At 72.8% G+C, this 12,200-nt stretch carries 11 protein-coding genes; 5 read left to right on the top strand and 6 right to left on the bottom strand.

All coding sequences use genetic code 11. The annotated features are described in order from the left end of the window. The first annotated feature begins 20 nt into the window (after window positions 1-20). Window positions 21-386: a hypothetical protein gene (locus tag Pdca_RS11475; protein WP_085914185.1), complete on the top strand. Its 366-nt coding sequence runs from the start codon at window positions 21-23 to the stop codon at window positions 384-386. A 149-nt stretch (window positions 387-535) separates the two neighbouring features. Here Pdca_RS11475 and Pdca_RS11470 read toward each other — a convergent pair whose 3' ends face one another. Together Pdca_RS11470 and Pdca_RS11465 are read right to left on the bottom strand one after the other, a co-directional pair. Then, window positions 536-859 (bottom strand): hypothetical protein, encoded by a 324-nt coding sequence (locus Pdca_RS11470; RefSeq protein ID WP_125911361.1) that lies wholly within the window; start codon window positions 857-859, stop codon window positions 536-538. Window positions 860-1,011: 152 nt separating this feature from the next. Continuing rightward, window positions 1,012-1,470: a DoxX family protein gene (locus Pdca_RS11465; protein ID WP_085914187.1), complete on the bottom strand. Its 459-nt coding sequence runs from the start codon at window positions 1,468-1,470 to the stop codon at window positions 1,012-1,014. 153 nt (window positions 1,471-1,623) lie between these two features. On the opposite strand from Pdca_RS11465, the gene Pdca_RS11460 reads away from it, so the two are divergent. Next, window positions 1,624-2,838 carry a threonine synthase gene (locus Pdca_RS11460; protein ID WP_232021521.1) on the top strand — a complete coding sequence of 405 codons (1,215 nt, stop codon included), beginning with the start codon at window positions 1,624-1,626 and terminating at the stop codon, window positions 2,836-2,838. A 47-nt stretch (window positions 2,839-2,885) separates the two neighbouring features. Then, window positions 2,886-3,368: a hypothetical protein gene (locus Pdca_RS11455; protein WP_085914189.1), complete on the top strand. Its 483-nt coding sequence runs from the start codon at window positions 2,886-2,888 to the stop codon at window positions 3,366-3,368. A 16-nt stretch (window positions 3,369-3,384) separates the two neighbouring features. Here the strand turns inward: Pdca_RS11455 and Pdca_RS11450 are convergent, their stop codons facing one another. Further along, window positions 3,385-4,308, bottom strand: a complete 924-nt coding sequence (locus Pdca_RS11450; protein ID WP_085914190.1) for a TauD/TfdA dioxygenase family protein — start codon at window positions 4,306-4,308, stop codon at window positions 3,385-3,387. A gap of 66 nt (window positions 4,309-4,374) precedes the next feature. Further along, window positions 4,375-5,016 carry a hypothetical protein gene (locus Pdca_RS11445; RefSeq protein WP_085914191.1) on the bottom strand — a complete coding sequence of 214 codons (642 nt, stop codon included), beginning with the start codon at window positions 5,014-5,016 and terminating at the stop codon, window positions 4,375-4,377. Window positions 5,017-5,086: 70 nt separating this feature from the next. Between Pdca_RS11445 and Pdca_RS11440 the strand changes: the two genes are divergently transcribed. Next, complete coding sequence (locus Pdca_RS11440; RefSeq protein WP_085914192.1) at window positions 5,087-7,072, top strand: M13 family metallopeptidase; 1,986 nt, start codon at window positions 5,087-5,089, stop codon at window positions 7,070-7,072. Here Pdca_RS11440 and Pdca_RS11435 read toward each other — a convergent pair. Further along, a complete protein-coding gene (locus tag Pdca_RS11435) occupies window positions 7,038-8,333 on the bottom strand; it encodes an HNH endonuclease (protein ID WP_085914193.1) in 1,296 nt (431 codons plus the stop codon). The two genes, Pdca_RS11440 and Pdca_RS11435, sit on opposite strands and share 35 nt — an antisense overlap. A gap of 354 nt (window positions 8,334-8,687) precedes the next feature. On the opposite strand from Pdca_RS11435, the gene Pdca_RS11430 reads away from it, so the two are divergent. Continuing rightward, entirely contained in the window at window positions 8,688-9,998 is a 1,311-nt protein-coding gene (locus Pdca_RS11430; protein WP_158092221.1) for an MFS transporter, read from the top strand. Here Pdca_RS11430 and Pdca_RS11425 read toward each other — a convergent pair. Then, window positions 9,980-12,115: a molybdopterin-containing oxidoreductase family protein gene (locus tag Pdca_RS11425; protein WP_085914195.1), complete on the bottom strand. Its 2,136-nt coding sequence runs from the start codon at window positions 12,113-12,115 to the stop codon at window positions 9,980-9,982. The two genes, Pdca_RS11430 and Pdca_RS11425, sit on opposite strands and share 19 nt — an antisense overlap. Window positions 12,116-12,200 lie beyond the last annotated feature (85 nt).

Below are 12,200 nucleotides of genomic sequence, written 5' to 3'. Positions count from 1 at the left end.
AATCGGGGACACTGCCGCACGTGACGACGTGGACCGCTGACGAGTGCGCCGAGCAGTGGGGCGTGCAGGTGGGGACCTGGAACTCCTACGTGAGCCGCGGGCAGGCCCCCGCACCGCTACCCGATCCGGACGACGCCGGGCGGCGCGTCTGGGACGCCGGCGCCGTCCGCGGCTACCCCCGCCCGGGGGTCGGGCACCGCCGCTCCTCGGATGCCGCCGACGACCTGCTGGTCGAGATGGGCGAGGTCGGGGCCCGGATGGCGGAGCTGCGGGACCGCCAGCGCGAACTGCTCCGGGCCGGCCGGGAGGCCGGTTGCGAGATCCGGGCGATGTCCGAGGCACTCGGGATCTCCCGGCAGACCGCCTACTCGTGGCTGAAGAACTGAGCCATTTCGGGATCATCAGGATCGACGAAATTCTGATAGGGTCTTCCCAATTCGGCGCACCATGGACACACCGGACGGCGTGGGGTTCGTCCGGCGTGACCGGGGGCGACGATGGAAGCGCTACCGGGACGGCTGAGCCCCGACCGGCGTCAGTAGCCGATCGCCGAGGTGTAGTCGGCCGCGCCGAAACCGATCGCCGTGGCCACGATCGCGAGGGTGATCAGCGCGAACGGCCAGGACACGCGTCGTTCGACGATCCGCAGCACGGTCATCGCGAGCCCCGCGATCCCGGCTGCGGCCGCGACCACCAATGATCCGGCCACCGACACCAGGATCCGCGATGAGCTGCAGGTCTTCGGCGGGCAATAGTCCAGGAAGGCCATCAGGAAGATGCCGCCGAACACGCCGAGCGCGACCAGCATGCCGGTCAGTGCCAGCGCGATCCCGGACAGCGCGACATCCCACCTGATCACGGGCCGACGGTCCGCGCCGGTCCGCGGGGAACCTGCCGACAGCATGCCTCAACGGTACTCGTATCGCCCGGAGTGGGACAGATCGGACACCACTCCGGGCGATCATCCGTCACCCGCCCCGGCCCGGCGGCGAGGACGTCGAGCGGCTCGGATCAGGCCCGGTGGGCGGCCACCCGGCCACCGCTCACGGCGCCCGGGACGCGGCGCGAGGCCAGCAGGTGATCCACCGAGAACCGGCCGGGACCGGCCGCGGCGAGCGCGAGGGCCAGCGCGGCGATCACGCCGACCAGCTCCCAGCCACCGTCGGACACGAACACGGTGAGCCCGAGGTGCGCGAACAGGAAGGCCCCCACCATCGCGACCACGGTCGCCAGTCCGGCGACGGTCGTCGCGGCACCGGCGATCAGCAGGAGCCCGCCGAGCGTCTCGACGGTGATCACGAACAGCGCGGACAACGTCGGGAGCGGGATCCCCATGCCGGAGAAGCCCTCGGCGACACCGCCGACACCGCCGCCAAGCTTCTGGACACCGTGCGCGACGAGCACGACGCCGAGCAGGATCCGGGCGACCAGCAGGGCGATGTCGGACACGGGCGCGGGGAGCGGGCGCATGTGGCATACCTCTCAATGGTTGAACATTCACTGACTCGTTCGACGGTACCGACATCGGCCGTCCGGCCGCCGCCGCCCGACGTGACGTTCGCCCGCCCCCCGATCGGCGGTTCGGACTTGCCCCGCCGTCTCCCCGTCGGATCACCTGTACGGGTGCCCGACCACTCGACCCTGTCCCACCTGGAGTGCTCCCGCGAGGGAACCCGGCACGACGCCGACGTCGTCCAGGGCACCTCCCCCGCCGGCGCCCCGCTGCTCGCCCGCTACGACCTCGACCGCGCTCGATCGTCGGTCACCCCGGCCGAGATCGCCGGCCGACCGCCCGACCTGTGGCGCTACCACGAGTTGCTCCCGGTGCGTGATCCCGCGCAGGTGGTCACGATGGGCGAGGGAATGACCCCGCTGCTGCCGCTCCCCCGGGCCGGGGCACGTCTCGGCCTGCCGCGGCTGCTGATGAAGGACGAGGGGCTGATCCCGACCGGCGCCTTCAAGGCGCGCGGCGCCGCGGTCGGCGTCTCCCGTGCCGCCGAGCTCGGTGTGCGCGCGGTCGCGATGCCGACCAACGGCAACGCCGGCGCGGCCTGGGCCTGCTACGCGGCCCGCGCCGGGCTCGGCGCCCTGATCGCGATGCCGGTAGACGCCCCGGAGATCACCCGCCGCGAGGTCGTCGTCTCCGGTGCCGAGCTCTACCTGGTGGACGGCCTGATCGGGGACGCAGGCCGGCTGGTCGCCGACGCCGTCGCCCGGCGCTCCGGCTACCAGGACACCTCGACGCTGCGGGAGCCGTACCGGCTCGAGGGCAAGAAGACGATGGGCTACGAGATCGCCGAGCAGCTCGGCTGGCGGGCCCCGGACGTCATCCTGTACCCGACCGGCGGCGGTGTCGGGATCATCGCGATCCACAAGGCGCTGCAGGAGATGCGCGAGCTGGGCTGGCTGACCGGGCCGATGCCCCGGCTGGTGGCGGTGCAGGCCGCCGGGTGCGCCCCGATCGTCGACGCGTTCGACGCCGGTCTGCGCACCTCCGAGGCCCCGGCCGATCCGCACACGGTCGCGTTCGGCATCACCGTGCCCAAGGCACTGGGCGACTTCCTCGTGCTGGACGCGGTGTACGCCACCGGCGGCACGGCCGTCGCCGTCACCGACGACGAACTGCTGGCCGCCCAGCACGCACTGGCCCGGGACGAGGGCACCTGGATCTGCCCGGAGGGTGCGGCCTGCGTGGCCGCGGCCGGCCGGCTGCGCGAGTCGGGCTGGCTGGACGGGGGCGATGAGGTCGTCGTCCTCAACACCGGCAGCGGGCTGCTCTACCCGGACACAGTCGTCGCCGAACCCCCGGTGCTGGCGAAGGACGGGATCATCCCCTGATCGGACCGGGTGTCCCGGCGCCCCGGGCATCGGGCACCCTGTACCCCGTGGCACTGCTCCGACCCGCGGCCGAGCCGCCGCCCGCGCCGCTGTCGCGGTACTGGAAGGCCTACGTGACCGACTGCACCGAGCAGGTCACCCGCTTCCACCGGATCACCGCCGTGGTGGGTGCGACGCAGGTTCGGACCTGGCTCGGGGAGATCGGCAAGCGGCTCGACGCCGAGCTCGAGGCGGTGCACCGGCTCGCCGCGGTCGGCGACTCGATCGAGCCGGCCCGCTTCCGGATCACCGAGCCGCCCGCGAAGCGCATCGCGAGCCGGCTGAGCAAGGCGAAGGTGTCGCTGAAGCAGTCGGTCGACCAGGCCGCCGAGATCGCCGAGCAGGCGGTGCTCGATCCCACCCACGACGACGTCCGGGTGCATCTCGACGTGCTCAACGAGCAGGTCGGGCGGCTGGCGATCGCAGCCCCGCTCGCGGAGGAGCCCGAGCCGGGGCCCCGCCGCCGCCGGTGGCGCCGTCCGGCGTCCTGACGGCGGCGGGACTCGGTCAGAAGGGCCGGTCCCCCGCGATCGCGACACGCTCGGCGACCCGCCGGTGCGGGTGGTAGTCGCCGACCGCGTAGTGCTGGGTGGCCCGGTTGTCCCAGAACGCGAGCGTGCCATCGGTCCACCGGTACCGGACCTGGTACTCGGGCACGTGCGCCTGGGCGAACAGGTGCCGCAGCAGCGCGTCGGACTCCGCGGCCGGCAGGCCGACGATGCGGGTGGTGAACGATGCGTTCACGTTCAGCGTGCGGCGGCCGGTCTCCGGGTGGCTCCGGACGACCGGGTGGGTGACCGGCGGGAACCGGTCCTCGAGCCGCTCCAGCTTCGCCGGGTCCAGGAACCGCGCGAATCCGGGCACCATGTCGTGCACCGCGACGGCGTCGTCGATCGTGGCCTTCACCTCGGCGGACAGGTTGTCGTAGGCGGCGGCCATGTCGGCCCACAGCGTGTCGCCGCCGAACGGCGGGATCTGCACCATCCGCAGCACCGCCCCCATCGCGGGCGACTCCCGGAACGTGGTGTCGGCGTGCCAGATGTTCTCGAAGGTCCGCGCCCCGGCGCCGAACCGGACGACGTCGGCGGTGTCGCCGGCGTCGAGCATCGGGTTGGTCTCCAGCTCCCCCCACGCCGCGCCGAAGTCGCGCTGCTGGGCGCTGCTCAGGTCCTGCCCGGGGAAGAACAGCACCTTCCACTCCAGCAGCGCGCGGTGCAGCTCGGCGCGCAGCTCGCCGGCCGGGACGGTCCGCAGGTCGACGCCGGTGATCTCGGCGCCGAGGGTGCGGCCGAGCGGGGTGACGGTGAACAGCTCGTACGGTCGGTCCGGGCCGTCGCCGGGCAGGCGGCACAGCAGCCGCTCACCCTCGAGAAGATCGACGGCGGGAGTGGACCGGGGCCGGGTGACCGGCGAGTCGAGCTGGATAGTCACCCCCCGATAGTGCGTCCAGGCGACGGGCGCCGACAAGCAGGGTCCACGAACCGGTGAGATGTCCGGTCACCCCGGCCGGGCGCCCGCACGGATCCACCCGAGTGTCGACTCGATATCCGATCCCGGACCGGACACGAGCAGCCCCCGCACGTCGGCGTCCGGGAGCGGGAAGCGCACGCCGTCGTTCAGCGACGCGGCGACCGACGCCGCCAGCGCCGCCGGGCCGACCGACCGCACCAGCAGCGGCACGACCTGCCGATACTCCGAGCCGACCAGCTGATCGAGAGCGGACGCGGCGACCGAGACGTCGAAGTCGATCTCCCCGGCCCCGGTGCCGTCGGCCAGGTCGAGATGGCGCCGCTCCGCGATGACGCCGAGGAGCACCGGGTGCAGCCGGGGATGGTCGCCGACGACGCGATCGGGATCGATCTCCCACATGCCGGGAACACCCAGCCCGAACGCCCGTGCGCAGAACTCCCGGTGGAACCGGTGCAGCGCGAGCAGCCGCAGCACCAGTTCACCGCGCTGGTACTCGGTCCCGGCCGCGGTCCGCCCGGCCGCCGTCAGCACGCCCCAGGCCCACGCCGCCCACGCCGGCTCCGACCCGTCGTAGCGCAGGTCGAACACGTCGACCGCGAGCTCGTACAGATCGCCGAGGACGTCGGCGGGGTCCGGCGGCTCGAACAACTCGTCCCACATGTCGGTCATCACGATCTTTCTACCCGGGCGCGGTTCCGGTCGCCTCGAAACCGCCGGTCGCGGCAGGCAGGATGGGGCCATGACGACCACCGAGCCCGCTCCGGGAACCCGGCGCTCCGGCCTCGACCTGACCTGGGTCGATCCGGAGGTGCGCCCGCAGGACGACCTGTTCGCCCACGTCAACGGCCGGTGGCTGGCGACCCACGAGATCCCCGAGGACCGCGCACAGGACGGCGCCTTCCGGGTGCTGCGCGATCGCGCCGAGGAGCAGGTGCGGGCGATCGTCGAGGAGTGCGCCGCGGGCTCCGCCGAGCCGGGGACCGACGCCCGCCGGATCGGCGACCTCTACCGCTCGTTCATGGACACCGAGCGGGTCGAGCAGCTCGGTGTGGCGCCGCTGCGGCCGCTGCTCGACGAGATCCACGCCGCCACCGGCAAGGCCGAGCTGGCCGCCGTGCTGGGCCGCCGCCAGCGGGAGGGTCGGGCGGCACTGTTCGGCGAGTTCATCGCCACCGACCTGAAGGACTCGTCCCGCTACCTGGTGAACCTCAACCAGTCCGGGCTGGGCCTGCCCGACGAGGCGTACTACCGCGAGGACGGCTCCGCCGAGATCCGCGCCGCCTACATCGAGCACCTGCAGCGCCTCGCCGAGCTGGTCGGACTCGCCGAGCCGGCCAGGGTCGCCGAGCAGGTGATGGAGCTGGAGACGGCGCTGGCCGCCGCGAGCTGGGACAATGTCACCAACCGGGACGCCGAGAAGACCTACACCCTGTTCACCCGCGAGCAGCTCCGGGCGAGCGCGCCCGGTTTCGACTGGGCCGAGTGGGAGGCGGCGCTGGGCGTGCCCGCGCACTCCTACGACGAGGTGATCGTCCGGCAGCCGAGCTTCGTCACCGAGGCGGGCGCGCTGTGGGCGGACCGGCCGCTGGAGCAGTGGCAGGCCTGGCTCGCCCTGCACGTGACGTCCGCCTGCGCCGACCACCTCTCGTCGGACCTGGTCGAGGAGGACTTCGCGTTCTACGGCCGCACCCTGTCCGGCACCCCGGAGCTGCGGGAGCGCTGGAAGCGGGGCGTGTCGCTGGTCGAGGGCGCGATCGGCGAGGCCGTCGCGCAGATCTACGTGCAGCGGCACTTCCCGCCGAAGGCGAAGGAGCGCATCGAGCAGCTGGTCGCCAACGTCGTCGAGGCGTACCGGCAGTCGATCACGACGCTGGACTGGATGAGCCCGGAGACCCGCGAGCGGGCGCTGGACAAGCTCGGCAAGTTCACCCCGAAGGTCGGCTACCCGGAGGCCTGGAAGGACTACTCGGCTCTCCGGATCGACCCGGCCGATCTACTCGGCAACGCCGGCCGGGCCGCGGAGTGGCGGCACGACCACGAGTACTCGAAGCTCGGCGGGCCGGTGGACCACCAGGAGTGGTTGATGACCCCGCAGACGGTCAACGCCTACTACCACCCGCGGCTCAACGAGATCGTCTTCCCGGCCGCGATCCTGCAGCCCCCGTTCTTCGACGCCGACGCCGACGACGCGGCCAACTACGGCGGCATCGGTGCGGTGATCGGGCACGAGATCGGCCACGGGTTCGACGATCAGGGCTCCCGCTACGACGGCGATGGCAACCTCACCGACTGGTGGGAGACCGCCGACCGGACGGAGTTCGAGTCCCGCGCACAGATGCTGATCGACCAGTACTCGGCGCTGTCGCCGAAGGGCCTGCCCGACCACAAGGTCAACGGCGCCCTCACCGTCGGCGAGAACATCGGCGACCTCGGCGGCCTGACGATCGCACTCAAGGCGTACGCGATCGCCAACGAGGGCGGCGAGCCCCCGGTGATCGACGGGCTGACCGGCGAGCAGCGGGTGCTGTTCGGCTGGGCACAGGTGTGGCGGGCGGTCACCCGCGACGCCGAGGCGATCCGCCGGCTGGCGACCGACCCGCACTCGCCGCCGGACCTGCGCTGCAACGCGGTGGTGACGAACCTGGACACCTTCCACGAGGCGTTCGAGGTCACCGAGGACGACGCCCTGTTCACCGAGCCGGGCAGGCGCGTCCGGATCTGGTGACGGCCGCTGCCCGCCCAGGCGCGAGATAGGTGTGCCCGGTCGGGGTGGTGGTGCGCACCCCGTCGGGGGTGCGCTGGACCTGCCACCCCGGCTGCTCGCGGACATGGTTGTGGAACTCGCAGGTGCCACGCCCGTTGTCGAGTGTGGTGCGGCCACCGTCGGCGACCCGCCGGATGTGGTCGACGTGCCGGATCGGTGCGTCGCAGTACGGCTCGGTGCAGCGGTTGCCGCCCCGCGCCCGGACCAGCAGGCCCAGCAATCCGGTGAAGCTGCGGCTGCGTGAGTCGCCACCGATCACGGTGCCCGCCCGGGTGAGCAGCCGCCGCACCGTCTTCCGGCCGGTGCTGGTGGCGAGCAGCTCGACCGGGACGGGGCCGTGGCCGGGGACCTCGGCGGGCAGTGGCGATCCGGGATCGAGCAGGGCCTCCACCGGCACCACGACCTGCACGTCGATGTCGACATCGGTCGCGGTGGCCCGGCCCGTGAGACGCTCGACGACGGTGTCGGCCAGCACCTGCCCCCGGCTGCGGGTCAGCGGCGCCGGATCGACCGAGGCCTGCACGAACGCCTTCTGCAGGGCGGCCAGGCAGGCAGCACCCTGCTCGACGGGGAGGTAGCCGGTCAGGTAGACCATCGCATCCGGTGCCGGGCGCAGCGTGACGCGGCGCTCGGCGCGGGCGGCCTCGACCCGGGCCCGGAACTTCTCCGGCGCGATCTCCGCGGCGAGCCGGCGGACGAGATCACGGAGCCGCCCGATGCCCAGGCGAGTCAGATCGTGGTGTGCGAGCCGGGCGTCGACCCGGGCGCGCTCGGCGGGGTCGAGATCGGAGCAGGCTGCCACCACCGCGGCGACCTTGGTGGCGCTCAGCCCGCCGGAGGTGAACACCTCACGGACGTGGTCGAGCCCCGCCCGCAGGTCCCGGGCGGCCCGGATCCGGGAGCGCGCCTCGGCCGGCGAGGTGTGACAGGCCAGTGCCACCTGAGCGACTGCGCCCCGCTCCAGGCGCTCCGGATCGGTGCGCCCGGCGGCGATGCCGTTGCCGACGTGCTCACGGGCGAACGCGCGGATCCGGGAGGACTGCAGCGCAGCGACGGAGTGCTGCAGCGACTCGATCTGCTGGATCTGGTCGATCAGTTCCGCCTCGGTGCAGCCCGACGGCTCGGTGGCGCGGGCGGCGTGCTCGATCACCAGCTGGACGAGAGCGAGATCGATGCGTGGGAATCCGGGCTCGTCGACATCCGGCTGGTCGGCATCCGGCATGTCCGGATCGGGCGTGTGGACATCGGGCCTGTGGACATCGGGCCTGTCGGTCGGGAGTGGAGGGTCGTGGACCGCCGTCATGGAACCAACAGTACTCGAACGCATGTTCGACGTCGAGTTCTCGTTCACGATTGCAAAGTCCTGACCAGCAGCGATGCTTCGGGCTGCTCCCGTCACTCCCCGGATCCGCTCGGCCGTCCCCACCGGCTCCGGCGGTGCGGTCTCGACACCGATCGTGGTGTCTCGGACTGGGAACGGGGAGCTCCTCGCGCACTCGCCGGCGTCCTCGGCGGTGGCGTCCAGGGCCTGGGAACCGACATGCAACGGTCCGGGGGTGTAGGCGAGGATCGGGCGGTGACGACATCCCCACCCCGCACCGGACTGCTCGCGGTGGTGCTGGGACTGCTGTTCGGGCTGGCCGGGATGTCCACCTCCGGGGTGACCGTCGCGCTCCCGCAGCTGGCGGCCGACCTGGATGTGACGACGGCGGCCTCGACCTGGATGGTCACCGGGTACACGGTCGCGCTCGCCGTGGCCACGCCGGTGCACGGGCGTCTCGCCGACACCGTCGGCATCCGCGGCCCGCTCTGCGCCGGCATCGCGTTGCTGGGGCTCGGAGCGCTGACCGCTGCGCTGGCACCGAACTTCGGGCTGCTCATGGCGGCACGGGTGGTGCAGGGGCTCGGGGCGGCGTCGGTACCGGTGCTCGCGGCGGCGCTGCTCAGCGCCCGGTTGCCCGCGGACCGGCGCGGCCGGGCGCTGGGCAGGCTGGCCGGCACCTCGGCGCTGCTGTCCGCGCTCGGCCCGCTGGTCGGCGGCGCGCTGACCACCGCGGGCGGCTGGCGGGCGGCCGTCGCGTTGCCGGCCATCGGCCTGCTGGCAGTGCCCTACCTGTGGCGGCGCTCGGCCGTCCGCGGCGACGGGATCCGGCCCGACCTGGTGGGCGCCGTGATCGTGGCGACCGCGGTGACCGGGCTGGTGCTGCTCGTCCAGTCCCCGAGCGCGGGAACCGCCGCCGCGGTGGTGGGTGCGGTACTGCTCGCGCTCGGGGTCCCGGCGACCGCGGCCTGGGTCCGGCGCCGGCCCGACGGCTTCCTCCCCCGCGCGGTGATCCGCAACCGCGCGGTGGTGCGCAGCGCGGTGTGCGCCGCGATCATCCCGGCCGCCTGGTTCGCGCTGCTGCTGGGCATCCCGCTGGAGCTGGCCGAGCGCGGCTGGACGCCGTTGGCCACCGGACTGGTGCTGGTCCCGTCGGCGGTGGTCGCGCTGGCCTGCCCGTCGCTGTCGGCTCTGCTGCAGTCCACGATCGGCGCCCGGCGCACGCTGACCGCGGCCTGTGTGACGACGACCGTCGGCCTGCTCGTCGCCGTGGCCGGCGTCACCTGGCACCTGCCGTGGGTGCTCGCGATCGCTCCGATGCTGGTGACGCTGGCGTTCGGCACCGGGCAGCCCTCGATGATCGCCGCCGTCGGCGACGCCGTGCCCGACGACCGGCGCAGCGGCGCGATCGGCGTCGCGACGCTCTGTTTCCTGACCGGTGCCGGGATCGGCGCCGCCACGATCGGCGGGTTCGCCCCGGTCGTCGGGCTTCCGCTGGCGCTCGTGCTGCTCGCGGTGGTGGCGCTGCTCATGAGCGCCGTCGCCGGCTACGCGCGTTCCACCTGAACCTTGGTGTCGGAGAAGGTCGGCGCGTGACCGAGATCGGCGAACCCGGTCGGGTTGATCGCGTTCACCGTCGCCTGGCCCTTGGTCTGTGCGCGCCAGGCGCCCATGCTCGCCATCACCACCCCGCGGGTGACGTCGGCGGTGACGACCGCCCGGACCAGGATCTCGCCGCGCTCGTTGAACACCCGGAGCAGGTCGCCGTCGGTCACCTCGCGGTCGGCGGCGTCGTCGGGATGCAGCCAGCCCGACGGCTCGCCCTGCGCGCGTTGCTGGGCGGGCAGGTTCGCATAGCTGGAGTTGATGTAGGCGTGCGACTTCGGGGAGATCAGCGACAGCGGGTGCACGCCGTCGGTACCGACCGGCGGCACGTAACGGGGTAGCGGATCGACGACGCCGCCGGGCTGGAACTCGTTCGAGCCCTGCCGGAACAGCGGGAGGACGAAGTCGCCGCCGGCGGCGGCCCCGGAGAGGAACTCGTGCCGGCCGGACGGGGTCGGGAACCCGCCCTCGGCGTGCGGGGCGTAGGCGTCCGGGCCGGGCAGGTTCAGCCGGGCCCAGCCGGTCTCGGCCAGCGACGCCGGGGTGATGCCGTCCAGCGCGGGCGCCGACCAGTCGTAGGCGGCGGCGATCAACTCCTCGTCGGTCATCCGGAAGCAGTCGTCGTCGTAGCCCATCGCGGCGGCGAGCCGCCGGAACAGCTCGACGTTGCTGATCGCGTCTCCGACCGGCGGGATCGACGGCCGGTTCAACCCGATGTAGAAGTGCCCCCAGGAGAACATGATGTCGGTCTGTTCCAGCTGGGTCGCGGCGGGCAGCACGATGTCGGCGTAGAGCGCGGTGTCGGTGAGGAACTGCTCGGAGACGACGGTGAACAGGTCGTCGCGGGCCAGGCCGGCGAGCACCTTCTCCTGGTCGGGGCAGACGACGACCGGGTTCGAGTTGTAGACCATCAGTGCCTTCACCGGTGGCCCGTCGATCTCCCCCGCCAGTGCCCGTCCCAGGTGGAACTGGTTGATGATCCGGGTGCCCTCGGGCCGTAGCTCGGGTCGGGACAGCGCGTCCCAGTTCACCGGGAACGCCCACAGCGGCAGCGCCAGCAGCCCGCCGCCCGGCTTGCGCCACGCCCCGACCAGGCCCGGCAGGCAGGAGATCGCGCGGACCGTCGAGCCGCCGCCGGGGTGCCGCTCGATCGCCACCCCGATCCGGATCATGGACGGCTGCCCGGCCGCGTACTCGCGGGCCAGCGTGCGGATGTCGTCGGCCGGGATCCCGGTCTCCGCCTCGGCCCACTCCGGGGTGCAGTCGCGGACCCGCTCGGTCAGCTCGTCGACACCGAGGGTGTGCTGTTCCACGTAGTCCCGGTCGGTCAGCCCCTCGTTGATGATCACGTGGATCAGCGCCATCGCGAGTGCGCCGTCGGTGCCGGGGCGGATCGGGATGTGCCAGTCGGCGCGGGCCGCGGTGCGGTGCTTGACCGGGTCGATCACGACGACCTTCGCGCCGTTGCGCTGCGCCTGCGCGACGAACGGCCACAGGTGCAGGTTCGTCGACACCATGTTGCACGCCCAGATGACGATGTAGCGGGAGTGCACGAGGCTCTCCGGATCGACGCCCGCGGTGGGGCCGACGCTCATCACGTACGCGGTCGACGCACCGGAGTCGCAGTAGGTCCGCTCGCTGACGGTGGCGCCCATCCGGTTGAAGAGCGGGTCGCCGACGTTCAGCCCGTTCAGCGTGCCCTGGGTGCCCAGGTAGCTGACCGGCATGACGGCCTCGGGGCCGTGCTCGTCGATCACCTGCTTCCAGGTGCCGGTGACGGTGCCGATCGCTTCGTCCCAGGTGATCGGCTCGAACCGGCCGGAGCCCTTCGGCCCGGTACGGCGCAGCGGCGCGGTGACCCGGTCCGGGCTGTACACCCGGTCGACGTAGTTGTTGACCTTCACGCAGAGCCCGCCCCGGGTGAAGGGGTGCTCCTTGTCGCCGCGGACGGCGGTCGCCCGGCCGTTCTCGACGGTCACCGTCATCGCACAGCCGTCCGGGCAGTCGTGCGGGCAGATGGCGCGGCGAGTACCGGATCCGTTCAGGTCGATCAACGGCAGCTCGGGAGTGGTGGTCATCGCGGGACTCCTCCGGTGGTGGTGCGGCCAGCATCGGACCCACCGGCGGCGTCCCGTTTCGCGCAGCGCGCCCATTTGTTGCCAC

The organism is Pseudonocardia autotrophica (genome assembly GCF_003945385.1).
Lineage (GTDB): Bacteria > Actinomycetota > Actinomycetes > Mycobacteriales > Pseudonocardiaceae > Pseudonocardia > Pseudonocardia autotrophica.
This window is presented reverse-complemented; position numbering and strand designations above follow the sequence as displayed.

Excerpts from the sequence above, each read along its gene's own strand:
- Pdca_RS11465 (WP_085914187.1), bottom strand. The coding sequence starts at position 1,470 with ATGCGCCCGCTCCCCGCGCCCGTGTCCGACATCGCCCTGCTGGTCGCC.
- Pdca_RS11440 (WP_085914192.1), top strand. The coding sequence starts at position 5,087 with ATGACGACCACCGAGCCCGCTCCGGGAACCCGGCGCTCCGGCCTCGAC.
- Pdca_RS11445 (WP_085914191.1), bottom strand. The coding sequence starts at position 5,016 with ATGACCGACATGTGGGACGAGTTGTTCGAGCCGCCGGACCCCGCCGAC.
- Pdca_RS11435 (WP_085914193.1), bottom strand. The coding sequence starts at position 8,333 with ATGCCGGATGCCGACCAGCCGGATGTCGACGAGCCCGGATTCCCACGC.
- Pdca_RS11425 (WP_085914195.1), bottom strand. The coding sequence starts at position 12,115 with ATGACCACCACTCCCGAGCTGCCGTTGATCGACCTGAACGGATCCGGT.